The organism is Streptococcus parasanguinis, from assembly GCF_001069785.1.
Taxonomy (GTDB): domain Bacteria; phylum Bacillota; class Bacilli; order Lactobacillales; family Streptococcaceae; genus Streptococcus; species Streptococcus parasanguinis_T.
On the sequence record NZ_JVSR01000027.1, the window covers coordinates 1 to 21096 of the forward strand.

At 43.5% G+C, this 21096-nt stretch carries 23 protein-coding genes and 2 tRNA genes; 23 read left to right on the forward strand and 2 right to left on the reverse strand.

Annotated features, from left to right (window positions below; genetic code table 11):
- The first annotated feature begins 118 nt into the window (after window positions 1–118).
- The 12 genes from ADG03_RS01710 (at window position 119) to rsmA (ending at window position 9656) form a co-directional block, all read left to right on the forward strand.
- Window positions 119–1012 (forward strand): TDT family transporter, encoded by an 894-nt coding sequence (locus ADG03_RS01710; RefSeq protein ID WP_049471816.1) that lies wholly within the window; start codon window positions 119–121, stop codon window positions 1010–1012.
- Between the two features lie 85 nt (window positions 1013–1097).
- Entirely contained in the window at window positions 1098–1775 is a 678-nt protein-coding gene (locus tag ADG03_RS01715; RefSeq protein ID WP_049471815.1) for a CPBP family intramembrane glutamic endopeptidase, read from the forward strand.
- A 78-nt stretch (window positions 1776–1853) separates the two neighbouring features.
- Window positions 1854–2195, forward strand: a complete 342-nt coding sequence (rnpA, locus tag ADG03_RS01720) for a ribonuclease P protein component (RefSeq protein WP_003002960.1) — start codon at window positions 1854–1856, stop codon at window positions 2193–2195.
- A gap of 1 nt (window position 2196) precedes the next feature.
- Complete coding sequence (locus ADG03_RS01725) at window positions 2197–3009, forward strand: YidC/Oxa1 family membrane protein insertase (RefSeq protein ID WP_049471817.1); 813 nt, start codon at window positions 2197–2199, stop codon at window positions 3007–3009.
- Between the two features lie 15 nt (window positions 3010–3024).
- Window positions 3025–3972, forward strand: a complete 948-nt coding sequence (gene jag / locus ADG03_RS01730; protein ID WP_049471814.1) for an RNA-binding cell elongation regulator Jag/EloR — start codon at window positions 3025–3027, stop codon at window positions 3970–3972.
- Window positions 3973–4047: 75 nt separating this feature from the next.
- A complete protein-coding gene (locus tag ADG03_RS01735) occupies window positions 4048–4677 on the forward strand; it encodes a hypothetical protein (protein ID WP_049471813.1) in 630 nt (209 codons plus the stop codon).
- Between the two features lie 147 nt (window positions 4678–4824).
- On the forward strand, window positions 4825–4959 hold the full coding sequence (gene rpmH / locus ADG03_RS01740; protein WP_003003086.1) for a 50S ribosomal protein L34: 135 nt from the start codon (window positions 4825–4827) through the stop codon (window positions 4957–4959).
- 125 nt (window positions 4960–5084) lie between these two features.
- The gene (locus ADG03_RS01745; RefSeq protein ID WP_049471812.1) at window positions 5085–5855 is read left to right on the forward strand and encodes a TatD family hydrolase; all 771 of its coding nucleotides are present in this window, start codon (window positions 5085–5087) and stop codon (window positions 5853–5855) included.
- Entirely contained in the window at window positions 5827–6417 is a 591-nt protein-coding gene (gene rnmV, locus ADG03_RS01750) for a ribonuclease M5 (RefSeq protein ID WP_192832127.1), read from the forward strand. The genes ADG03_RS01745 and rnmV overlap by 29 nt, the downstream gene beginning before the upstream one ends.
- A 132-nt stretch (window positions 6418–6549) precedes the next feature.
- Window positions 6550–7959 (forward strand): SseB family protein, encoded by a 1410-nt coding sequence (locus ADG03_RS01755; protein WP_049471810.1) that lies wholly within the window; start codon window positions 6550–6552, stop codon window positions 7957–7959.
- Between the two features lie 88 nt (window positions 7960–8047).
- The gene (locus ADG03_RS01760) at window positions 8048–8761 is read left to right on the forward strand and encodes a hypothetical protein (RefSeq protein WP_049471809.1); all 714 of its coding nucleotides are present in this window, start codon (window positions 8048–8050) and stop codon (window positions 8759–8761) included.
- A 19-nt stretch (window positions 8762–8780) separates the two neighbouring features.
- Window positions 8781–9656: a 16S rRNA (adenine(1518)-N(6)/adenine(1519)-N(6))-dimethyltransferase RsmA gene (gene rsmA / locus ADG03_RS01765; protein ID WP_023919235.1), complete on the forward strand. Its 876-nt coding sequence runs from the start codon at window positions 8781–8783 to the stop codon at window positions 9654–9656.
- A 44-nt stretch (window positions 9657–9700) separates the two neighbouring features.
- Here rsmA and ADG03_RS01770 read toward each other — a convergent pair.
- Both ADG03_RS01770 and ADG03_RS01775 read right to left on the reverse strand, forming a co-directional pair.
- A tRNA-Ser gene (locus ADG03_RS01770) sits at window positions 9701–9790 on the reverse strand.
- 4 nt (window positions 9791–9794) lie between these two features.
- Window positions 9795–9877 (reverse strand) — tRNA-Leu (locus ADG03_RS01775).
- A 248-nt stretch (window positions 9878–10125) separates the two neighbouring features.
- Here ADG03_RS01775 and rsgA point away from each other — a divergent pair.
- The 11 genes from rsgA (at window position 10126) to gap (ending at window position 20923) form a co-directional block, all read left to right on the forward strand.
- Window positions 10126–11004: a ribosome small subunit-dependent GTPase A gene (rsgA, locus tag ADG03_RS01780; RefSeq protein WP_023919233.1), complete on the forward strand. Its 879-nt coding sequence runs from the start codon at window positions 10126–10128 to the stop codon at window positions 11002–11004.
- A gap of 14 nt (window positions 11005–11018) precedes the next feature.
- Window positions 11019–11678, forward strand: coding sequence for a ribulose-phosphate 3-epimerase (gene rpe, locus ADG03_RS01785; protein WP_023919231.1), 660 nt, complete (start codon window positions 11019–11021; stop codon window positions 11676–11678).
- Window positions 11671–12303 (forward strand): thiamine diphosphokinase, encoded by a 633-nt coding sequence (locus ADG03_RS01790; protein WP_023919229.1) that lies wholly within the window; start codon window positions 11671–11673, stop codon window positions 12301–12303. Before rpe ends, ADG03_RS01790 begins: the two co-directional genes overlap by 8 nt.
- Before the next feature lies 1 nt (window position 12304).
- Window positions 12305–13555, forward strand: coding sequence for a DNA recombination protein RmuC (locus ADG03_RS01795; RefSeq protein ID WP_023919228.1), 1251 nt, complete (start codon window positions 12305–12307; stop codon window positions 13553–13555).
- Entirely contained in the window at window positions 13542–14486 is a 945-nt protein-coding gene (locus ADG03_RS01800; RefSeq protein ID WP_037608119.1) for a 3'-5' exoribonuclease YhaM family protein, read from the forward strand. Before ADG03_RS01795 ends, ADG03_RS01800 begins: the two co-directional genes overlap by 14 nt.
- Window positions 14487–14621: 135 nt before the next feature.
- Entirely contained in the window at window positions 14622–15437 is an 816-nt protein-coding gene (gene purR / locus ADG03_RS01805; RefSeq protein WP_003012466.1) for a pur operon repressor, read from the forward strand.
- 23 nt (window positions 15438–15460) lie between these two features.
- Entirely contained in the window at window positions 15461–16027 is a 567-nt protein-coding gene (locus ADG03_RS01810) for a hypothetical protein (RefSeq protein ID WP_049471808.1), read from the forward strand.
- Window positions 16028–16232: 205 nt separating this feature from the next.
- The gene (gene rpsL / locus ADG03_RS01815) at window positions 16233–16646 is read left to right on the forward strand and encodes a 30S ribosomal protein S12 (RefSeq protein ID WP_001142332.1); all 414 of its coding nucleotides are present in this window, start codon (window positions 16233–16235) and stop codon (window positions 16644–16646) included.
- 19 nt (window positions 16647–16665) lie between these two features.
- Window positions 16666–17136: a 30S ribosomal protein S7 gene (gene rpsG, locus ADG03_RS01820; protein ID WP_003003105.1), complete on the forward strand. Its 471-nt coding sequence runs from the start codon at window positions 16666–16668 to the stop codon at window positions 17134–17136.
- Window positions 17137–17551: 415 nt separating this feature from the next.
- The gene (fusA, locus tag ADG03_RS01825) at window positions 17552–19633 is read left to right on the forward strand and encodes an elongation factor G (protein ID WP_003003071.1); all 2082 of its coding nucleotides are present in this window, start codon (window positions 17552–17554) and stop codon (window positions 19631–19633) included.
- A 279-nt stretch (window positions 19634–19912) separates the two neighbouring features.
- Entirely contained in the window at window positions 19913–20923 is a 1011-nt protein-coding gene (gene gap / locus ADG03_RS01830; protein WP_003003093.1) for a type I glyceraldehyde-3-phosphate dehydrogenase, read from the forward strand.
- The last annotated feature ends 173 nt before the right edge of the window (window positions 20924–21096 follow it).

Below are 21096 nucleotides of genomic sequence, written 5' to 3' on the forward strand. Positions count from 1 at the left end.
AGGTGGGACGACGAAATCGAATTCTAACGAATTACCGATTTCTGTCCCACACTCTTTTTGATCCTGCTTCCTTCTCTTTTATGGTATACTGAAAGCGACAACATGATTGGAGCTTCCGATGAAAAAGATCCCCTTAGTATTTTCAGGCTGTCTGTTAGGACTGGTTGGCGCTGGAAACCTTCTTGCAGACTCGCTACCCTTCCTTGCTCACGCCTTTAGTCTGACAGGTTTGTTCTTCTGGTTTTTCTTTGTGGTTTATCATGCAATTCGCTGGCAAGAAACCAAGATAGAACTCCAACAACCAGCCCTATTATCTGGGATGGCGACCTTTCCCATGGCAGGGATGATTCTATCCACCTATCTTTTACGCCTCTTTCCCACCTTTGGAGGTCTATCACAGTTGGTTTGGTGGTCAGCCTTTCTCTTGGATCTAGGCTTAATTCTCTATTTTACCAAGACCCATGTCCTAGCGCGACCAAGAGCCAATGCCACTCCGAGTTGGACCGTTCTCTATGTGGGCATTGCAGTAGCAGCCTTGACTTATCCAGTTGTAGGAATAAGAGAGATTGCTTATCTCGCTTTAGTGATTGGTTTTGGTTTGACCTTTCTTCTTTATCCCCTTATCTATCATGATTTGAAGAAGTCCCCCTTGCCCAGTCATCTGTTGGGCCAAGAAGGCATCTATTGCGCTCCCTTTTCCCTTCTTTTAGCAGCTCTGGTTCGTGTGGGTGGAGCGAGCCTTCCTGTCTGGTTCTTACTGATCATGGTAGTTGCCTCACAAGGTTTTTATTTCTTTGTGTTGACGCGTCTACCGAGAATGATCAAAGAAGGTTTTCAACCCGCTTTTTCAGCTCTTACCTTTCCAACGGTCATCACAGCGACCTCTTTAAAAATGGCCCAAGGCTTGTTGCAACTGCCCTTCTTGACAGTTCTCGTATGGATGGAAACTCTTCTTTGTCTCTTGATTCTAGTCGCTGTCTTAGGAGGTTATGTAGCTTATCTTAAAGAGTAGAAAGGCATCCTTTTTCATTGAAACCTTGTCACGATTATGGTAAGATGCACTATACGATTTGTCATACTCTATAAGAAAGGTCTCTATGAAATTCATCAAAGGAAAGCTCTCACTGCTTTATCCCCTCTTTCTGCTCTTGTTTTATTTTTATATCCGGCCTCAGTTTCGCCCCTTGGCCCAGTATGTCTCTACTAGTCTAGCAAGCGCAAATAGCTATTATTGGACCTTATTTGGCCTAGAAGGGCTCTATGCAACCTTTGCAGGATTTTTGGTCTATCGTTTTTCTAAAAAAGCGCAGTTTAAGCTGGGGAAAAACCCTCTTCAAGCTCTGATGGAAGCCATTTTTGCAGCCTGTTTGGTCTACTGGTTGGACTACTTCATCAGTGGTTTTGTTCAAGGACGGGCAGCCGTTTTGAGTCTCTTTCCTCGGGAAATAAGTTCCACAGGGGTGCTCATCCTGGTGATCGCAATGGTCATTATCCGGCCGGTGACAGAAGAGCTGATCTTTCGTGGAGCCTTGGTAAATGCCTACTTCAAAGGCTGGAAACTCTATGCAGAGATTTGGCTTCCAGCCCTCATCTACAGTGGCCTGCATTTTCTCCATACTCCCTTTTCGTTAGGGGCTTGTATCATCTATCTCCTACCGAGTGTGATTTTTGGGACCCTGTATTATCGGAGCAAGACGCTCCTTTCTCCGATTTTAGGCCATATCTTGCTCAATCTTTACTACACCTTGCCTTTGCTTTTATCTGTGTTCAAGTAGCAACCGATTTCCTGAGGGAGATTGGTTTTTTTTGAAAATATGGTATAATAGAATAAATTTAATAGAGGGAGTGGAGGTTTGAAAAAAAGCTACCGCGTCAAACGTGACAAAGATTTTAATGCTATTTTTAAAAGTGGTCAAAATGTTGCCAATCGGAAATTCGTTGTTTACCGCTTGCGCAAAGACCAACCGCATTTTCGAGTCGGCCTGTCTGTTAGTAAGAAGCTGGGAAATGCTGTGACTAGAAATCGCATCAAACGTTTGATTCGCCATGTTTTGATCAAACACCAAGCCTTCCTTACGACCGATGATTTTGTTGTCATTGCTCGTAAAGGAGTGGAGGAGCTCGACTTCCATCAAGTTGAGAAAAATCTTGTACATGTCTTAAAATTAGCGCATGTCTACCAAGAAAGGGAATAATGTGAAAAAGAAACTGAAGTTAACTGGATTATTAGGAGCAGCCTTATTGGTCTTGACAGCTTGTGGGACTTCTCAAGTGACAGCTCAGTCGACAGGTGGTTGGGAACGCTTCGTCTACTTCTTTGCCAAAGCCATTCGCTTCTTGTCATTTGGCGGAAGTATCGGTGTGGGGATTATCGTCTTTACCATTGTGATCCGGACGGTCCTCTTGCCGCTTTTCCAATATCAAATGAATTCAACCCGCAAGATGCAGGAAATTCAACCCCTACTCAAGGAATTGCAAGCCAAGTATCCTGGAAAGGATCTAGATAGTCGGACCAAGCTTTCTGAAGAGATGCGGGCCCTTTACAAGGAAAAAGGCGTCAAAACATCTTCAGCCTTTCTTCCTCTCTTGATTCAGATGCCGGTTTTGATGGCCTTATTCCAAGCGCTGAGCCGTGTAGAATTCCTTAAAGTCGGTCACTTCCTTTGGTTGGACCTTGGCGCGATTGACCCGACTTACATCTTGCCGGTTCTTGCAGCTCTCTTCACATTTTTCAGTAGTTGGTTGACCAATAAAGCCATGCCAGAGCGCAATGGTAGTGCGACAACCATGATGTATGTGATGCCTGTGATGATCTTCTTCTTTGCCTTGTTCTCAGCCAGCGGGGTCGCACTCTACTGGGTGACTTCCAATGCTTATCAAGTCGGACAGACCTATCTCTTGAACAACCCCTTCAAGATTATCGCAGAGCGTGAAGCAAAAGAGCAAGCTTCGCGAGACATGGAAAAACAAAAACGCCGTGCCCTAAACAAAGCACAGAAAAAAAAATAAGAAAGAGGTGGACATATGGTCCTATATACTGGAGCAACTGTTGAAGAAGCGATTCAAAAAGGCCTGAACGATTTAGATATTCCCCGTATGAAGGCACACATTACAGTTGTAGCGCGTGAGAAGAAAGGTTTTCTTGGCTTGTTTGGGAAAAAACCAGCCCAGGTTGAGATTGAGCCGATTGCAGAAACAACGGTTGTGAAAGCCAATCAAAAAGCCGTCAAAGGTGTCCCAGATGAAATCAATGCGCAAAACGAGCCGGTTAAGACAGTGAGCGAAGCAACGGTCGATCTCGGACGCGTCGTTGCAGCGATCAAAAAGGTCGAAGAAGAAGGAGAAGTTGTCTCTGAAGAAATCAAGACAGAAATCCTCAAACATGACAAAGAAGCAGATACCGTTCTTGAAGAAAAAGGGCATGAACATATCCTTGAGAAAGTTAAAGAACCAGTAGCAAAAGAATCAAATGAGTCTGATTTCTCAAACCTTGGTATCGAAGTAGAGGAAAACTACAATATCGAAGAAGTCGTAGATGATGTGACAGCCTATGTTCAAACAGTGGTCGATGAAATGGATGTGGATGCAACCATCTCAAGCAGTCACAACCGCCGTACGGTCAATATGCAAATTGATACCAATGAACCGGGACGTGTCATTGGATACCACGGAAAAGTCTTGAAGGCTCTTCAACTTTTGGCGCAAAATTACCTCTATAACCGCTACTCAAAGAATTTTTACATTACCATTAATGTGAATGACTATGTAGAACACCGGGCGGAAGTTCTTCAAAGCTATGCTCAGAAGTTGGCAACGCGTGCCCTCGAAGATGGGCAAGCCCAACAGACAGATCCGATGTCAAACAGTGAACGCAAAATCATTCACCGGATCGTCTCTAAGATGGAAGGAGTCACTAGCTACTCTGAAGGGGAAGAACCAAACCGTTATGTAGTTGTCGACATTGAAGGATAATCTAGCTATTATTTCCCATAAGGGAGAGACGGGATTGAGCCGATCTCTCCTTTTTTAGGTTTAGAAAGGAAGCAAATGGCATTTGCAGCGATTCGAGAGTTTTTAAAGCTTCAAGGAATTCACTACCAGGCCCCAGCAAAGGCTGGGGTGCTAGCCCCAGAGATGGAGCAGTATCGTGCCCTAGCTCAAGCAGCTCGTAAGGAATTCACCGATTTAGTCTCAGCCTTTCAGCAGCGTCACCCTTACTTGGAGCAGGATCGGACTAGCCAATGGATGAACCAGGCCCAGGTCTTGCGGCCTCATTTTTGGGCCTATCTAAAAGGAGAAGGGACGATGGCAGAGCCCATGTTTGCCTTGAGACTTTATGGGGATGCAGCTGATTTTGGAGTTTCCTTAGAGGTGAGCTTTATCGAGCGAAAAAAAGATGAGCAGAGCCTTCAAAAACAACACAAGGTTCTCACCCTTCCCATCACTCAGCCAGTTTATTATTTCGCCCAGAAAAATGGAGAGAGTCAAAGGGTAGAAGGAACAGAAAAGAATCGCCATGATCTGTTGCAAGGAGTAGCAGAAGGGACGGTTCGTAAGGTCCTCGTCAAATACGATGTTTCTCTAGTTGAGGAGAGTTCCCTAGAGAATATCCTGGATCAGTTGCAAGAGGCGCTGGTGGCTCTGGAACCCTATTACTTGGCAACCCGTCAGGTGTAGAAAGGTGTTCTCCGACCTGTATTTGCAACAATTTTGCCATAGCTATTGACAAATAGAGTCGAATCCGATAGAATAGTAAAGTATGTTTAGTAACTGATCACAACTAGCCGGCTAAACGAATACAAAATCTATGAGGAGGTATTCATCGTGAAACGTACTTATCAACCAAGTAAACTTCGTCGTGCGCGCAAACATGGTTTCCGTCACCGTATGGCAACTAAAAATGGTCGTCGCGTATTGGCAGCTCGTCGTCGTAAAGGACGCAAAGTTTTGGCTGCCTAATTCAGATAAAAACCTAAAAACCAGTAGAAACTCGAGACTACTGGTTTTTGTTTTGTCCGAAAGTGAATTTAGAGGCGCTTTCTGCTATAATAGAAAGAAGAAAAACTCGGAAGAAAAGGAAGATCATGCAGATTTTTGATACCCACACCCATCTCAATGTGGAAGAATTCGCAGGAAAAGAACAAGAAGAGCTCGACTTGGCCAAGGAAATGGGTGTTGTAGCCCACAATATCGTTGGTTTTGACAAACCGACGATTGAGCGTGCCATGGAGTTGGCAGACCAGCATCCAGAACTCTATCTCACGCTTGGTTGGCACCCCACTGAGGCAGGCGATTATACTCCTGAAGTGGAGGCCTATTTACTTGAACAGCTAAAACATCCAAAAGTTGTCGCACTCGGAGAAATCGGTCTGGATTACCACTGGATGACGGCACCAAAAGATGTCCAAGAAAAGGTTTTTCGTCGTCAGATTCAATTGTCTAAGGACTTGGACCTCCCCTTTGTGGTGCATACACGCGATGCTTTAGAAGATACTTATGGCATCATCAAGAGTGAAGGAGTTGGTCCTCGCGGTGGGATCATGCATTCTTTCTCAGGAAGTTTAGAAGAAGCGAAACGCTTCATGGATTTGGGAATGATGATTTCCTTTTCTGGAGTGGTGACCTTTAAGAAAGCCACAGATGTCCAAGAAGCGGCAGCTGGCCTTCCGTTAGACAAGATCTTGGTTGAAACAGATGCCCCTTACCTGGCACCAGTTCCCAAACGTGGTCGAGAAAATAAAACAGCCTACACTCGTTATGTGGTAGATTTTATTGCAGAACTACGTGGCTTAACAACAGAAGAAGTGGCTCAGGCAACCTATGACAATGCAAGAAAGGTATTTGGCCTTGACTGAGAAAAGAAAAATACCGGAAGTGATTATCGTGGAGGGCAAGGATGACACAGCCAATCTCCGTCGTTTTTATGAGGTGGATACCTATGAAACGCGAGGCTCTGCGATCGATCAAGATGACTTGGAACGAATTGCTACCTTGCAAGAGTTGCGTGGGGTCATTGTCTTTACCGATCCAGACTATAATGGCGAGCGCATTCGCAAGATCATTATGCAAGAGGTGCCCCAAGCCAAACATGCCTTTTTAAATCGTGGTGAAGCAGTCCCCAAATCCAAGACCAAGGGGCGTTCTCTTGGAGTGGAGCATGCGAACTTTGAAGATTTAGAAAAAGCCCTAGCTGGACTGGTCGGGTCTTACGAAGATGAAAATTTCTTTGATATCACAAAGACCGACTTGATGCGGCTTGGACTGTTGATGGGAAGCGATAGTCGCAAACGGCGGGAATATCTAGGAGAAGCCTTGCGCATCGGCTACTGCAATGGCAAGCAATTACTCAAACGCTTGGAGTTGTTTGGAATTAGTTTGGCTGAGGTTGAAGCTACCATGAAAAGTTATGAGAATTGAGAAACTCCCCCAAAAGCAAGGGGAAGATGACGCAATAGAAGTAAGTATATACGGTTTAATCAGGCTTGGTTGCAAGCATTAGAAAAGTGACTCCATAGGATTTGTTATGAGTGTAGATAATGAGGATAATTTATGGGAATCTTCGATTTTTTAAAAAAGACAGAAACAACTGAAGCAACAAACAAAACAGTAGAGTCAATTGACAAAACATGCTTGGGAGTTCTAGAACTATTTCCGATAAAGGAGACGAATGAGTTATTGATTATTGGGAGCTTAGAGGGCGGACTCAAGGTTGGGGATTGTCTGCAATTTTGCAATCCCGATCAAGGTATGGACGCTCTTGGTTCTGTAGTCGTGAAAAAACTCATTAATCAAAATAAGGATGTAGATGTTCTCACGGATGAATCTCTAGCTCATTTGGTCATCGATATGGAAACTTCCTTGGTTAATCTTAAAAAGGGAAGTGTTCTCTATAGTTATGGTGTCGATGAGGAACAACGGCTATCAAGCTATACAGATGCTCTTTATAACGCGTTTGTAATTGTCCAAAAAGGTCAAATGTCCAATGAAGACTATCAAGCCGCTAGTCTTGATGATAGCATAGAAATATTGCGCCTCTTTTTATGGGAGTGCCGTCAAAATCAGAAAACTGAAAGTGAAGAAAGCTATCAAGCTAACACTCGAAAGCTAGAACGCCTAGCAGAAATCGTCAAGGACAAGTTGTTAGCAGCAGATTCGATTTACGCGGTCTTTTCAGAAAAAACGGGGGAAGCGTATCTTTTCTCAACGACCTATGATAAAGGTGAAGAGGGCTATCTCTGTTCAGACCCGATGATCATGCTATATACGCCGCGTTGGTATCACCAATTTAAGGAAACCATTGATCGTCGACCAAATTCAGTTGTGAAACTGATTGAAAATACAGCAGATAAAAAAGGAATTGAGAATTTTCTTGGGACAGCCTTTTACTTAAATGGAGCTTTGGGAGCAGCCTTTAATACCAAGGAAGTCAGCATTAGTGCTTCTGTTTTGGTTCAGAAACCAGATTTTTCGAACCTACCAGAGATACAAGTTCCTGTTATGAATCCTGATATTGTAAGATGGATGCTGTTGATGGGGCAGATGGATAAGCCTACAACAGATGACGAAGAAGTAATATATAAGCTCTATTATAAATTCTTCTCAGCAGCCATGCCAAAAGCCAAACTCCTCATTCCTTTAAATGCTACTTCGGGATTCCCCGATAAGAGTCAGGGAGCCAACTCCTTTGTATTGAAAGAAGACGCTAAGTTCAGCATCCCAGTCAGAGAAGGAAAAGATGGGCGCAATTCTGTGCCAGTATTTACTGATTGGAAACGTCTGCGAATGGTCTTTGATGAAAAGTGGAATGGCATGATTGAAGAAGCTGGTGGCATGATTGAAGGCTTTGACTATGCCATAAATCCAACGGAGTATTATGAAGCGGGTGCCTATGTTAGCCTAACAGCTTTTAAGGAAATGCAAAAGTTTAGTGAGGAACTAGAAGGCAGAGATAAAGATTAGAGAGTTTCTTTCATTGGGAAACTATATAGTTTTATCTACATCTTACCTGAACCACTACCCTTTTTCAAAGATTTTGAAAGGAAATGGAATGGCGAATAGAAGTTATATTTACTTAAAAAACGGAGATGAAGCTCGTATCTTAACAGAGGGAATTTACACGATACCTTATTTTTGGCAATTGTTTTGGGATGAAGAAGATTTAAAAGCTCCTATTGCTCTCTGGGAAACAGCAGAAGAACTTGAAGAAGATGAAGAACAAGCAGAAAGATTTTACCAAGAGCAGAATGTAGATATCTTGCTTCCTATTGAAAAATTCCAGCAAAACGCCCTCCAAAATCGGTCTTTTTTAGAAGAAAATGCTTCTCAGACCTTACAATTATATGATGCCTTTGTTCGTTATATTCTTGCAAACGTAAAAGATGGTGATGTGCTCGGATTTGATGTCTTAGATGTTGTTTTTATGGACCAAGTGTCTGTTGTTTCTGATAAACTGTTAAAAAATATACGAGCTATTCGGGAAAATCAACCCAAAGATTTAGATTTTTCTTTGACAGAAAAGAACTTAATTGGTCTTGCTATGGGCTTTCCTGATTATTATGCTTCAGAATTATTGCCAGAAGACAATATTCTAGATTCGGTTGCCTATCAGGATGAACTGAAGAAAATGAACCCCCAAGAAGATAAGAAAGCGATCGATATGACTGGAGCCGATTCACAAGGGAACAAGTCTCGTGTTCTTTTAGTGTTTTGGATTTTGTTGGCATTAGGAATTATGTGGGTTTTATATATTGTTTTTAGCTAATAAATAGAAAAGAGAATACATGAGAATTGCAGATTATAGCGTGACCAAGGCAGTGCTGGAGCGTCACGGATTTACCTTTAAAAAATCCTTCGGTCAAAACTTTTTGACCGATACCAACATCCTTCAAAAAATTGTGGATACGGCAGAGATCGATAAGCAGGTCAATGTCATCGAAATTGGTCCTGGGATTGGGGCACTTACTGAGTTCTTGGCAGAAAATGCCGCAGAAGTCATGGCCTTTGAGATCGATGACCGCTTGGTTCCTATTTTGGCGGATACCTTACGGGATTTTGATAATGTCACAGTTGTCAACCAAGACATCCTCAAGGTAGACCTCAACCAGTACATCGCAGAGTTTAAAAATCCAGACCTTCCGATCAAGGTGGTGGCTAACCTTCCGTATTACATCACAACTCCCATCCTCATGCACTTGATCGAATCCAAGATTCCTTTCCAAGAATTTGTGGTCATGATGCAAAAAGAGGTGGCAGACCGCATCTCGGCTGAGCCCAACACCAAGGCTTATGGTTCTTTATCCATTGCAGTCCAATACTATATGACTGCTAAGGTAGCCTTTATCGTGCCTCGCACCGTCTTTGTGCCAGCACCAAACGTCGACTCTGCCATTTTGAAGATGGTCCGTCGCGAAGAACCAGCAGTAGCTGTCAAAGATGAAGATTTCTTCTTCTCTGTCAGCAAGGCTAGCTTTGTCCACCGCCGCAAAACACTTTGGAACAACTTGACTAGTCGCTTTGGCAAGACCGAAGAAATCAAAGCCAAACTGGAAGCAGGAATCCAAGCTGCAGGCCTGCAACCTTCTGTACGAGGAGAAGCTCTGAGCTTAGAAGACTTCGCTCGCCTAGCAGATGGCCTTCTAGAAGTAGGAATAAAATAACAGAAAAGACATGAGCTTCGTAGCTCATGTCTTGTTTTTGTAGAAGGAAAGGACGGGATTTGAACCCGCGCGTGAATAAAAATCCACTTGCCGGATTTCGAGTCCGGTGCCGTACCGAGCTGGGCCACCTTTCCAAGATGCGGAGAAAGGGATTTGAACCCTCACGCCCGAAGGGGCACATGCGCCTGAAGCATGCGTGTCTGCCGTTCCACCACCTCCGCATAGTTCTATTATACACTTTTTAGGAAAAATGCCAAGGAAAAAAAGGAAGGTGCCCTTTCCCGAATTCTGCTAAAAGACAAGTCATAACGGATACTCCGTCTTCTGTTTCTATCCGTTTAAAAAACGAACCTATTCGTTTCTAAAAGCGTTCGGAGAGGTTCACTTTTCGTTTTTTATTATCAAGCAATCCAGCCTTATTTCTCATTTTTTGGTATAATAGATAGTATTAATCTCAAAGGAGTGCGATTTGCAAGGAACAATCGTCAAGGCCTTGGCTGGCTTCTACTACGTGGAGTCAGACGGTCACATTTACCAGACACGGGCTCGTGGAAATTTTAGAAAAAAAGGACAGACTCCTTATGTGGGGGATCAGGTGGAGTTCTCTGCTGAAGAGAATTCGGAAGGCTACATTTTGAGCATTGCGCCTCGAAAAAATAGCCTCGTGCGTCCTCCTATTGTCAATATTGATCAGGCAGTAGTGATCATGTCAGCGAAGGAGCCGGATTTCAATGCCAATCTTTTAGACCGTTTTCTGGTTCTTTTGGAGCACAAGGGGATTCATCCCATTGTCTATATTTCAAAACTGGACTTGTTAGAAGATATGGAAGACATCCAATACTACCAAGGAATCTATCAGGCTATTGGCTACGACTTTGTCTTGTCGATTGAGGAACTCTTGCCCCTTTTGACCAATCAAACCACGGTCTTTATGGGACAGACCGGTGTAGGAAAATCGACCTTGCTCAATAAAATCGCTCCGGATCTGGAGCTTGAAACGGGTGAGATTTCAGATAGTCTGGGGCGCGGTCGACACACGACCCGAGCTGTCAGCTTTTACCATTTAAATGGAGGAAAGATCGCAGATACGCCTGGCTTCTCCTCCCTCGATTATGAAGTGACGACCAGCGAAGACTTAAATCAAGCCTTCCCAGAGATCGCCGATGTGAGCCACTCTTGTAAATTTCGTACCTGTACCCACACGCATGAGCCCGCTTGTGCGGTGAAACCAGCCGTTGAAAGAGAGGAAATTGCGCCTTTCCGTTATGAGGATTACTTGCAATTTCTAAGTGAGATTGAAAACCGTCGCGAAACCTATAAAAAAGTTTCGAAAAAAATGCCAAAATAGGAGACACTACAACGATGAAAACAATGAAAATTGCACCCTCAATTTTGAGTGCAGATTATGCCAATTTTGAAAGTGAATTGAAACGCTTAGAAGCAGCTGGAGCTGACTATGCCCATATCGATGTCATGGATGGCCATTTTGTGCCCAATATCAGCTTTGGAGCTGGTGTCGTAGAGAGCATGCGTCCGCATAGCAAGTTGGTCTTTGATTGCCACTTGATGGTCACCAATCCCGAACACCATATCGAAGAATTTGCCCGTGCAGGTGCTGACATCATCAGCATCCATGTGGAAGCTACTCCTCATATCCACGGAGCTCTTCAAAAAATTCGTCAAGCGGGTGTGAAGGCTAGTGTCGTGATCAACCCAGGGACTCCTGTAGACAGTATCAAACATGTCTTGAACTTGGTGGATCAAGTCTTGGTTATGACCGTTAATCCAGGATTCGGTGGCCAAGCCTTCTTGCCTGAAACCATGGACAAGGTGCGCGAATTAGTCGCTCTTCGTGAAGAAAAAGGTTTAGACTTTGATATCGAAGTGGATGGTGGAATTGATGCTCAAAGTATTTCCCAAGCAAAAGAAGCCGGGGCCAATGTCTTTGTAGCGGGCTCTTATGTCTTTAATGGGGAGGTCAATGAGCGCGTTCAAACGCTCCGAGATGCTGTAAATGGGTAACATCGCAATACTGGCAGGAGGTGACAGCACGCTCTTGCCAAAAGATCAAGAGCTTTACGTAGGTGTCGACGGTGGCTGTTTGAAGTTACTGGAACAAGGCCTGCCTTTAGATATAGCTGTGGGGGATTTCGATTCTGTCTCTGAGACTGATTTGCATCAGATCCGAACCCAAGCCAAGCAGGTTGTTCAGTCCGTTCCTGAAAAGAATGATACGGATTTGGAATTGGCCTTGAAAGCGGTCTTTGAGGCCTATCCAGATGCTGTTGTCACTGTTTACGGTGCCTTTGGTGGTCGCTTGGATCACTTTTTGTCCAATATCTTTTTGCCGACCGATCCAGACCTAGCTCCCTACATGGAGCAGATCCAATTAGTCGATGGTCAAAATCGCTTGATCTACAGACCAGCTGGTTGCCATGAGATTCAGCCAGATCCAGCCATGTCTTATGTTGGCTTTATGCCTGTCGGACAAGGCCACCTAGAGATTACAGGAGCCAAGTATCCGCTCCATCAGGAGAATTATTTTTTGAAGGCCATGTATGGCTCCAATGAATTTTTGGATCAACCGATTCAAGTGAGTCTTGACCGTGGCTATCTTGTCATTGTTTATAGTAAAGACAGAGGTTAATATGAATATCATTCTGCTTCTGATTGGCCTGCTCAATCTGGGCCTCCTCATCTATCTCTTGCAACGGTCAGATGATACAAGACCGGCTTTAAGAGAGTTGCTGGAAGACCATGAGGATCATTTGACAGACCAGTTGGACTATCGTTTTGAAAAAGAAAGACAAGCAAGCCAGATTGCCAATCAGCAGTTAGAGATCGCTCTGACAGATCGTTTAACCGAGATGCGAGTGGAGATCCACCAGCAGACGACGGCTCTGCGCGCTGAGATGAACGAGCACTTTACTAAAAATCGGGACAAAACAGATGAGCGCATGCGCCAGATCCAAGAGTCCAATGAAGTGCGGCTAGAACAGATGCGCCAAACGGTAGAAGAAAAATTGGAGAAAACCTTGCAGCACCGCTTACAGACCTCCTTTGAGACGGTTTCAAAACAATTGGAGTCGGTCAACAAAGGGCTAGGAGAAATGCAGACGGTGGCGCGGGATGTCGGAACCCTTAATAAAGTTCTCTCCAATACCAAGACGCGTGGGATTATGGGCGAATTGCAGCTGGGTCAAATCATTGAAGATATCTTGACCCCAGCCCAGTATGAGCGGGAGTTTGTCACCGTTCCCCAATCCAGTGAGCGCGTGGAGTATGCTATTAAGCTTCCAGGACAAGGAGAGGAGCCAGTCTATCTGCCGATTGACTCTAAATTCCCACTGGAAGACTACTATCGTCTGGAAGAAGCTTATGAATCAGGAGAGAAAGAGGAGATCGAGCGTTACCGCAAGGCCCTTCTTGCTAGTATCAAGCGTTTTGCTAAGGATATCCAACAAAAATACCTCTTTCCACCAGCGACAACGAATTTCGGAATTCTCTTTTTGCCAACTGAAGGCCTCTATTCCGAAGTGGTTCGCAATCCAGAATTCTTCGATCGCTTGCGTCGGGACGAACAAATTTTAGTGGCTGGGCCAAGTACCTTATCAGCCCTCTTGAACTCCTTGTCTGTTGGCTTTAAAACGCTCAACATCCAAAAGAGTGCAGATGACATTAGCAAGGTGTTGGGATCGGTCAAATCAGAATTCCATAAGTTTGGAGGGATTCTGGCCAAGACTCAGCGCCATTTAAAGAATGCTTCCAATAATATTGATGATTTGCTAACCAGACGGACCAGTGCCATTGAGCGGACACTCCGCCAAATCGAAAGCGATGAGGACCTGCTGGGACTAGATGTATATATAGAAGATGGAGAAGATGATGGTCAAAATTAACCAAATGAAAAAAGATGAATTGTTCGAAGGATTCTATTTGATCAAGTCAGCAGAAGTGCGTCAAACGCGGGCCGGGAAAAACTACCTCGCCTTTGTCTTCCAGGATGAGACCGGTACAATCGAAGGTAAACTATGGGATGCCCAACCTCACAATGTAGAGAGTTTTATGGCTGGGCGCGTGGTCCATATGTCTGGACGTCGAGAAGTTTACAATAATACCCCGCAAGTTAATCAATTGAATATGCGCTTGCCCCAAGCAGGAGAGCCCAACAATCCAGCAGACTTTAAGGAAAAACCACCAGTAGATCCCAAGGAATTGCATGAATACCTGTCAAACATGATTTTCAAAATTGAAAATCCAGTCTGGCAACGGATTGTCCGGGCCCTCTATGGGAAATATGAGAAAGAGTTTTATAGTTATCCAGCTGCTAAGACCAACCACCATGCCTTTGAAGCAGGCCTTGCTTATCATACGGCAACCATGGTCCGCTTGGCAGATAGTATCGGCGATATCTATCCTCAGTTGAATAAGAGCTTGCTCTTTGCAGGGATTATGTTACACGATTTGGCCAAGGTGATCGAGTTGACGGGGCCTGAAAATACAGAATACACTGTTCGGGGCAACCTCATCGGCCACATTGCACTGATCGATGAAGAAATCACCAAGGTCTTGCAAGACTTGAAGATTGATGACCAAAAAGAAGAAGTCATCGTCCTTCGCCATGTGATCTTGAGTCACCATGGCTTGCTCGAATACGGTAGTCCTGTTCGTCCAAAGATCATGGAAGCAGAGATTATTCATATGATCGATAATTTGGATGCGGAAATGATGATGATGACAACAGCACTTGGCTTAATTGGTCCTGGCGAAATGACCAATAAAATCTTTGCTATGGAAAATCGTTCCTTCTATAAACCGAATCTCGACTAGTAAAAACAGGGATAAATACGGGAATGATTCTGCCAAAAATAAAATAATCAGGAAAAAACGGCCTTCTGTAAATCAGAATGTTCGTTTTTTTCGCTTCTTATGGTATAATGATAGAAAAAACTACATGGTGAGAAAATGAAATTAAGAAGAAGTGAACGGATGGTCGTAATTTCTAATTACTTGATCAACCATCCCTATGAATTGACTAGCCTCAATACGTTTGCGGAAAAGTATGAGTCTGCCAAGTCTTCCATCTCAGAAGATATCGTGATCATTAAGCGTGCGTTTGAAGAGATGGAAATCGGAAATATTGAGACCATTACAGGAGCTGGTGGAGGCGTGATCTTTACACCGTCTATCTCAGATCAAGAATCCAAAGAAATCGTCGAAGATCTTTGCAAGCAACTGTCTGAAAGTGATCGTATCCTTCCTGGTGGCTACATTTACCTGTCTGATCTTTTGAGCAATCCAAAGATTTTGAATCGGATCGGCCGCATCATTGCCAAAGCCTTTCGAGATAAGAAAATTGATGCTGTCATGACCGTAGCGACCAAGGGAGTTCCTTTAGCGAATGCAGTGGCCAATGTCTTGAATGTTCCATTTGTCATTGTCCGTCGTGATTTGAAAATCACAGAAGGGTCAACCGTTAGTGTCAACTATGTTTCAGGCTCAAGTGGGGATCGCATTGAGAAAATGTTCCTTTCAAAACGGAGCCTAAAAGCAGGAAGCAGGGTCTTGATTGTCGATGACTTCCTTAAAGGTGGCGGAACGATTAACGGGATGGTCAGTCTCTTGGCTGAATTCGATTCTGAATTAGCAGGGGTAGCTGTCTTTGCGGATAATGCTGCAACCGACCGTGAATTCTTTGAACACAAATCCTTATTGCGCGTGACCAACATCGATGTAAAAGAAAATAAATTGAGTGTCGAAGTTGGGAATATCTTTGATTAAGAGCAACAAAGGAGGATCAAAAAGTGAAAAGAATTTTAGATCGATTTGATAATAGTCCTTTGTGGATTCGCTTGGTGACAGTTCTGTCTCTATCCTTTATTTTGGTAGCTGGTTTGTATACCGTTAAAAAGAATACAGCTGCCCAGGTAACGACAGAAATTCAACCTGCTAAAAAAACAGGTTCCCTTCCAGTGAAAAAGGAAACAAAGGAAGAAAAAGAAAAGAAGGAAGAAAAGAAAAATACAGAAGCTGCTGAAAAAGCAGTCGTTCAAATGGAAACAACGCCAAGTCAAGATTCTGTGAACGCTGCCCAAGCTGCTGTGAAGAAAGTCAAAGATGCGACTCAAAAGCAATCGCTTGAGGCCCGTATCCAATACATCGCTAACTATTATGGACTGACCTATGAGAGCGACACAACGGCAACACAGCAGACTCAAACAGACGCTAATGCCAACACGAACGCGAACGCAAATACTAATGCCAATGCTGGAGTAGCTGGAGCCAATGCGACAGTTCAACCACAACAGCAACAACAGTATGCTCCGGCTGCAGATGCAGGGGCAGAAGAACCTGCTGAAGCTGGTCAATAATGAACTTTTTCGACTTCTTTAAAAAATAAAAAAACATCTTGCAATCAAAGTGCCGTCATGTTATAATAATAGACGGTACTTTTTACTTTTGGTCTCTCAAGAGTGTACAGGGACGTGCTGACAAATGTTGCAAAAGTACACACAGATGGTAGCTGTCACCAAGTGTACCATCACCAAAAATAAAAAATTTCACAGGAGAATGTAGATGCCTACAATTAACCAATTGGTTCGCAAACCGCGTAAATCAAAAGTAGAAAAATCTAAATCACCAGCTTTGAACGTTGGTTACAACAGTCATAAAAAAGTTCAAACAAACGTTTCTTCACCACAAAAACGTGGTGTTGCAACTCGTGTTGGAACAATGACACCTAAAAAACCTAACTCTGCCCTTCGTAAATTTGCCCGTGTACGTTTGAGCAACTTGATCGAAGTGACTGCTTATATCCCAGGTATCGGACACAACTTGCAAGAACACAGCGTGGTTCTTCTTCGTGGTGGACGTGTAAAAGACCTTCCAGGGGTACGTTACCATATCGTCCGTGGAGCACTTGATACTGCAGGTGTAAACGATCGTAAACAAGGCCGTTCTAAATACGGTACTAAACGTCCAAAAGCATAAGGAAAGGGGATAAAGAGAAATGAGTCGTAAAAACCGTGCGCCTAAACGCGATGTATTGCCAGATCCGCTTTACAATTCACAATTAGTTACTCGTCTTATCAACCGCGTTATGCTTGATGGTAAACGTGGTACAGCTGCTTCAATCGTTTACGGAGCTTTCGAACAAATTAAAGAAGCTACTGGAAACGATGCTCTTGAAGTATTCGAAACAGCTATGGAAAACATCATGCCTGTACTTGAAGTACGTGCTCGCCGTGTCGGTGGTTCTAACTACCAAGTCCCAGTTGAAGTTCGTCCAGAACGTCGTACAACACTTGGACTTCGTTGGTTGGTAACAATCGCTCGTCAACGTGGGGAACACACAATGGTTGATCGTCTTGCAAAAGAAATCTTGGATGCAGCGAACAACACTGGTGCAGCTGTTAAGAAACGTGAAGATACTCACCGTATGGCTGAAGCTAACCGTGCATTCGCACACTTCCGCTGGTAAGATCATGATGCTAGGAACGGCAAGGATGCAAAGTGAAAATAGGAAACTGACGCAGTATTCGATGAATACAAGGAAGTTTATCTTTTTCACACAGCATCCCGTTCCGGCTCAGATCGGTTAACTTGAGCTTTTAGCCCGGGTTCAATTATGATACCAAGAGCGGCAAAGGCCCAAGGCAAAAATAGGAAACTGATGCAGTGTTCCGTGAACACAAAGCAGTTTATCTTTTTTGCACCGGGCCTCGCTCGGGTTCAAATTAGCTAAACATATAGTTTCAGCTTCTATTCAACTCAGCAACGAGTTGAAACCAACAAATCATGAAAACACTGAGAACGGGTAGGTCCTGCCTATCCGTTTTTATTAAATCATGTTATAATAGAATATAGAAATAAAAAATATAGGAGAAACAAACCTCATGGCACGCGAATTTTCACTTGAAAAAACTCGTAATATCGGTATCATGGCTCACGTCGATGCTGGTAAAACAACTACAACTGAGCGTATCCTTTACTACACTGGTAAGATTCACAAAATCGGTGAAACTCACGAAGGTGCGTCACAAATGGACTGGATGGAGCAAGAACAAGAACGTGGTATCACTATCACATCTGCCGCTACAACAGCTCAATGGAAAGACACTCGTGTAAACATCATCGACACACCAGGACACGTGGACTTCACTATCGAAGTTCAACGTTCACTCCGCGTTTTGGACGGTGCTGTAACCGTTCTTGACTCACAATCAGGTGTTGAGCCTCAAACTGAAACAGTTTGGCGTCAAGCAACTGAATACGGAGTTCCACGTATCGTATTCGCTAACAAGATGGATAAAATCGGTGCTGACTTCCTTTACTCAGTAAGCACACTTCATGACCGTCTTCAAGCAAACGCTCACCCAATTCAATTGCCAATCGGTGCTGAAGATGACTTCCGCGGAATCATTGACTTGATCAAGATGAAAGCTGAAATCTATACTAACGACCTTGGTACAGATATCCTTGAAGAAGATATTCCAGCTGAATACCTTGAACAAGCTCAAGAATACCGTGAAAAATTGGTTGAAGCAGTTGCTGAAACTGATGAAGACTTGATGATGAAATACCTTGAAGGGGAAGAAATCACTAACGAAGAATTGAAAGCTGGTATCCGTAAAGCTACAATCAACGTTGAATTCTACCCAGTACTTTGTGGTTCTGCCTTCAAGAACAAAGGGGTTCAATTGATGTTGGATGCAGTCCTTGACTACCTTCCAAGCCCACTTGATATCCCTGCAATCAAGGGTGTAAACCCAGATACAGACGAAGAAGAAGAACGTCCAGCATCTGATGAAGAGCCATTTGCAGCTCTTGCCTTCAAGATCATGACTGACCCATTCGTAGGTCGTTTGACATTCTTCCGTGTTTACTCAGGTGTCTTGAACTCAGGTTCATACGTATTGAACACTTCTAAAGGTAAACGTGAACGTATCGGACGTATCCTTCAAATGCACGCCAACACTCGTAAAGAAATCGAAACAGTTTACTCTGGAGATATCGCTGCTGCCGTTGGTTTGAAAGATACAACAACTGGTGACTCATTGACAGATGAAAAAGCAAAAATCATCCTTGAATCAATCGAAGTTCCAGAACCAGTTATCCAATTGATGGTTGAGCCTAAATCTAAAGCAGACCAAGACAAGATGGGTATCGCCCTTCAAAAATTGGCTGAAGAAGATCCAACATTCCGCGTTGAAACAAACCCTGAAACTGGTGAAACAGTTATCTCTGGTATGGGTGAGTTGCACTTGGATGTCCTTGTTGACCGTATGAAACGTGAATTCAAGGTTGAAGCTAACGTTGGTGCCCCTCAAGTATCTTACCGTGAAACATTCCGCGCTTCTACACAAGCACGTGGATTCTTCAAACGTCAATCTGGTGGTAAAGGTCAGTTTGGTGATGTTTGGATCGAATTCACTCCAAACGAAGAAGGTAAAGGATTCGAGTTCGAAAATGCGATCGTCGGTGGTGTGGTTCCACGTGAATTCATCCCTGCAGTAGAAAAAGGACTTCAAGAATCTATGGCGAACGGTGTTCTTGCTGGTTACCCAATGGTTGACGTGAAAGCTAAGCTTTACGATGGTTCATACCACGATGTCGACTCATCTGAAACTGCCTTCAAGATCGCTGCATCTCTTGCACTTAAAGAAGCTGCTAAGACTGCACAACCAGCTATCCTTGAACCAATGATGCTTGTAACCATCACAGTTCCTGAAGAAAACCTTGGGGATGTTATGGGTCACGTAACTGCTCGTCGTGGACGTGTAGATGGTATGGAAGCACACGGTGCAAGCCAAATCGTTCGTGCTTATGTGCCACTTGCTGAAATGTTCGGTTACGCTACTGTCCTTCGTTCTGCAACTCAAGGACGTGGTACCTTCATGATGGTATTTGACCACTACGAAGATGTACCAAAATCAGTACAAGAAGAAATCATTAAAAAAGCTAAAGGTGAAGCTTAATTTACCAATGCTTAAAAACTCTTCCCACTTTGGGAAGAGTTTTTCTTCGTTCCAAAAGTGAGTACAAGTAAAATAGCGCTTTTCCGATCGATCAAGACTTTGTGAAAAACTTTAATAAAAGAGGCAGTGATCTATGATAAATCTTGCTTTTCGTTGGGAAATAGTTGCTTTTTAATGCAATAAAGTATATAATAGAGACTGTTAAAAGATGTTTGGCGCTGTGTCAAGTTACTCTTTTCACAAAAAATTTTTTTGATTTTCATAAGGAGGAAATCACGAATGGTAGTTAAAGTTGGTATTAACGGTTTCGGTCGTATCGGACGTCTTGCTTTCCGTCGTATCCAAAACGTAGAAGGTGTTGAAGTTACACGCATCAACGACCTTACAGATCCAGTTATGCTTGCACACTTGTTGAAATACGATACAACTCAAGGTCGTTTCGACGGTACTGTGGAAGTTAAAGAAGGTGGATTCGAAGTTAACGGTAAATTCGTTAAAGTTTCTGCTGAACGCGATCCAGAACAAATCGACTGGGCTAACGACGGTGTAGAAATCGTTCTTGAAGCAACTGGTTTCTTTGCTACTAAAGCAGCTGCTGAAAAACACTTGCATGCTGGTGGTGCTAAGAAAGTTGTTATCACTGCTCCTGGTGGATCAGATGTTAAAACAGTCGTATTTAACACTAACCACGATATTCTTGATGGTACTGAAACAGTTATCTCAGGTGCTTCATGTACTACAAACTGCTTGGCTCCAATGGCTAAAGCTCTTCAAGATAACTTCGGTGTTGTTGAAGGATTGATGACTACTATCCACGCTTACACTGGTGACCAAATGATCCTTGACGGTCCACACCGTAAAGGTGACCTTCGTCGTGCACGCGCTGGTGCTGCTAACATCGTTCCTAACTCAACTGGTGCTGCTAAAGCAATCGGTTTGGTTATCCCTGAATTGAACGGTAAATTGGACGGAGCTGCACAACGTGTTCCTGTTCCAACTGGATCAGTTACTGAATTGGTAGTTGTTCTTGACAAGAACGTTACTGTTGATGAAGTGAACGCAGCTATGAAAGCAGCTTCAAACGAATCATACGGTTACACTGAAGATCCAATCGTTTCTTCAGACGTTGTAGGTATGTCTTACGGATCATTGTTTGACGCAACTCAAACTAAAGTTATTGACGTTGACGGTAAACAATTGGTTAAAGTTGTTTCATGGTATGACAACGAAATGTCTTACACTGCACAACTTGTTCGTACTCTTGAATACTTCGCAAAAATTGCTAAATAATTCATGCGTATGATGAGAGGAGGGAAACCTCCTCTTTTTTTGTACTTTTTTTAGGGCTTTCTCATCATATTATAGGAATTGGCAAAATAGATTGACAGTGCTAAATAGATTAGGGTATCCTATTCTTGATTGGAGATTTCTAATACAAGAAAATGAAAGCGATTACAGATCGT

Bases quoted from the DNA above. Each gene is read 5' to 3' on its own strand.
- ADG03_RS01710 (WP_049471816.1), top strand. From the start codon at position 119: ATGAAAAAGATCCCCTTAGTATTTTCAGGCTGTCTGTTAGGACTGGTT.
- ADG03_RS01715 (WP_049471815.1), top strand. From the start codon at position 1,098: ATGAAATTCATCAAAGGAAAGCTCTCACTGCTTTATCCCCTCTTTCTG.
- jag (WP_049471814.1), top strand. From the start codon at position 3,025: ATGGTCCTATATACTGGAGCAACTGTTGAAGAAGCGATTCAAAAAGGC.
- ADG03_RS01735 (WP_049471813.1), top strand. From the start codon at position 4,048: ATGGCATTTGCAGCGATTCGAGAGTTTTTAAAGCTTCAAGGAATTCAC.
- ADG03_RS01745 (WP_049471812.1), top strand. From the start codon at position 5,085: ATGCAGATTTTTGATACCCACACCCATCTCAATGTGGAAGAATTCGCA.
- rnmV (WP_192832127.1), top strand. From the start codon at position 5,827: ATGCAAGAAAGGTATTTGGCCTTGACTGAGAAAAGAAAAATACCGGAA.
- ADG03_RS01755 (WP_049471810.1), top strand. From the start codon at position 6,550: ATGGGAATCTTCGATTTTTTAAAAAAGACAGAAACAACTGAAGCAACA.
- ADG03_RS01760 (WP_049471809.1), top strand. From the start codon at position 8,048: ATGGCGAATAGAAGTTATATTTACTTAAAAAACGGAGATGAAGCTCGT.
- rsmA (WP_023919235.1), top strand. From the start codon at position 8,781: ATGAGAATTGCAGATTATAGCGTGACCAAGGCAGTGCTGGAGCGTCAC.
- rpe (WP_023919231.1), top strand. From the start codon at position 11,019: ATGAAAACAATGAAAATTGCACCCTCAATTTTGAGTGCAGATTATGCC.
- ADG03_RS01790 (WP_023919229.1), top strand. From the start codon at position 11,671: ATGGGTAACATCGCAATACTGGCAGGAGGTGACAGCACGCTCTTGCCA.
- ADG03_RS01795 (WP_023919228.1), top strand. From the start codon at position 12,305: ATGAATATCATTCTGCTTCTGATTGGCCTGCTCAATCTGGGCCTCCTC.
- ADG03_RS01800 (WP_037608119.1), top strand. From the start codon at position 13,542: ATGGTCAAAATTAACCAAATGAAAAAAGATGAATTGTTCGAAGGATTC.
- purR (WP_003012466.1), top strand. From the start codon at position 14,622: ATGAAATTAAGAAGAAGTGAACGGATGGTCGTAATTTCTAATTACTTG.
- rpsL (WP_001142332.1), top strand. From the start codon at position 16,233: ATGCCTACAATTAACCAATTGGTTCGCAAACCGCGTAAATCAAAAGTA.
- rpsG (WP_003003105.1), top strand. From the start codon at position 16,666: ATGAGTCGTAAAAACCGTGCGCCTAAACGCGATGTATTGCCAGATCCG.
- fusA (WP_003003071.1), top strand. From the start codon at position 17,552: ATGGCACGCGAATTTTCACTTGAAAAAACTCGTAATATCGGTATCATG.
- gap (WP_003003093.1), top strand. From the start codon at position 19,913: ATGGTAGTTAAAGTTGGTATTAACGGTTTCGGTCGTATCGGACGTCTT.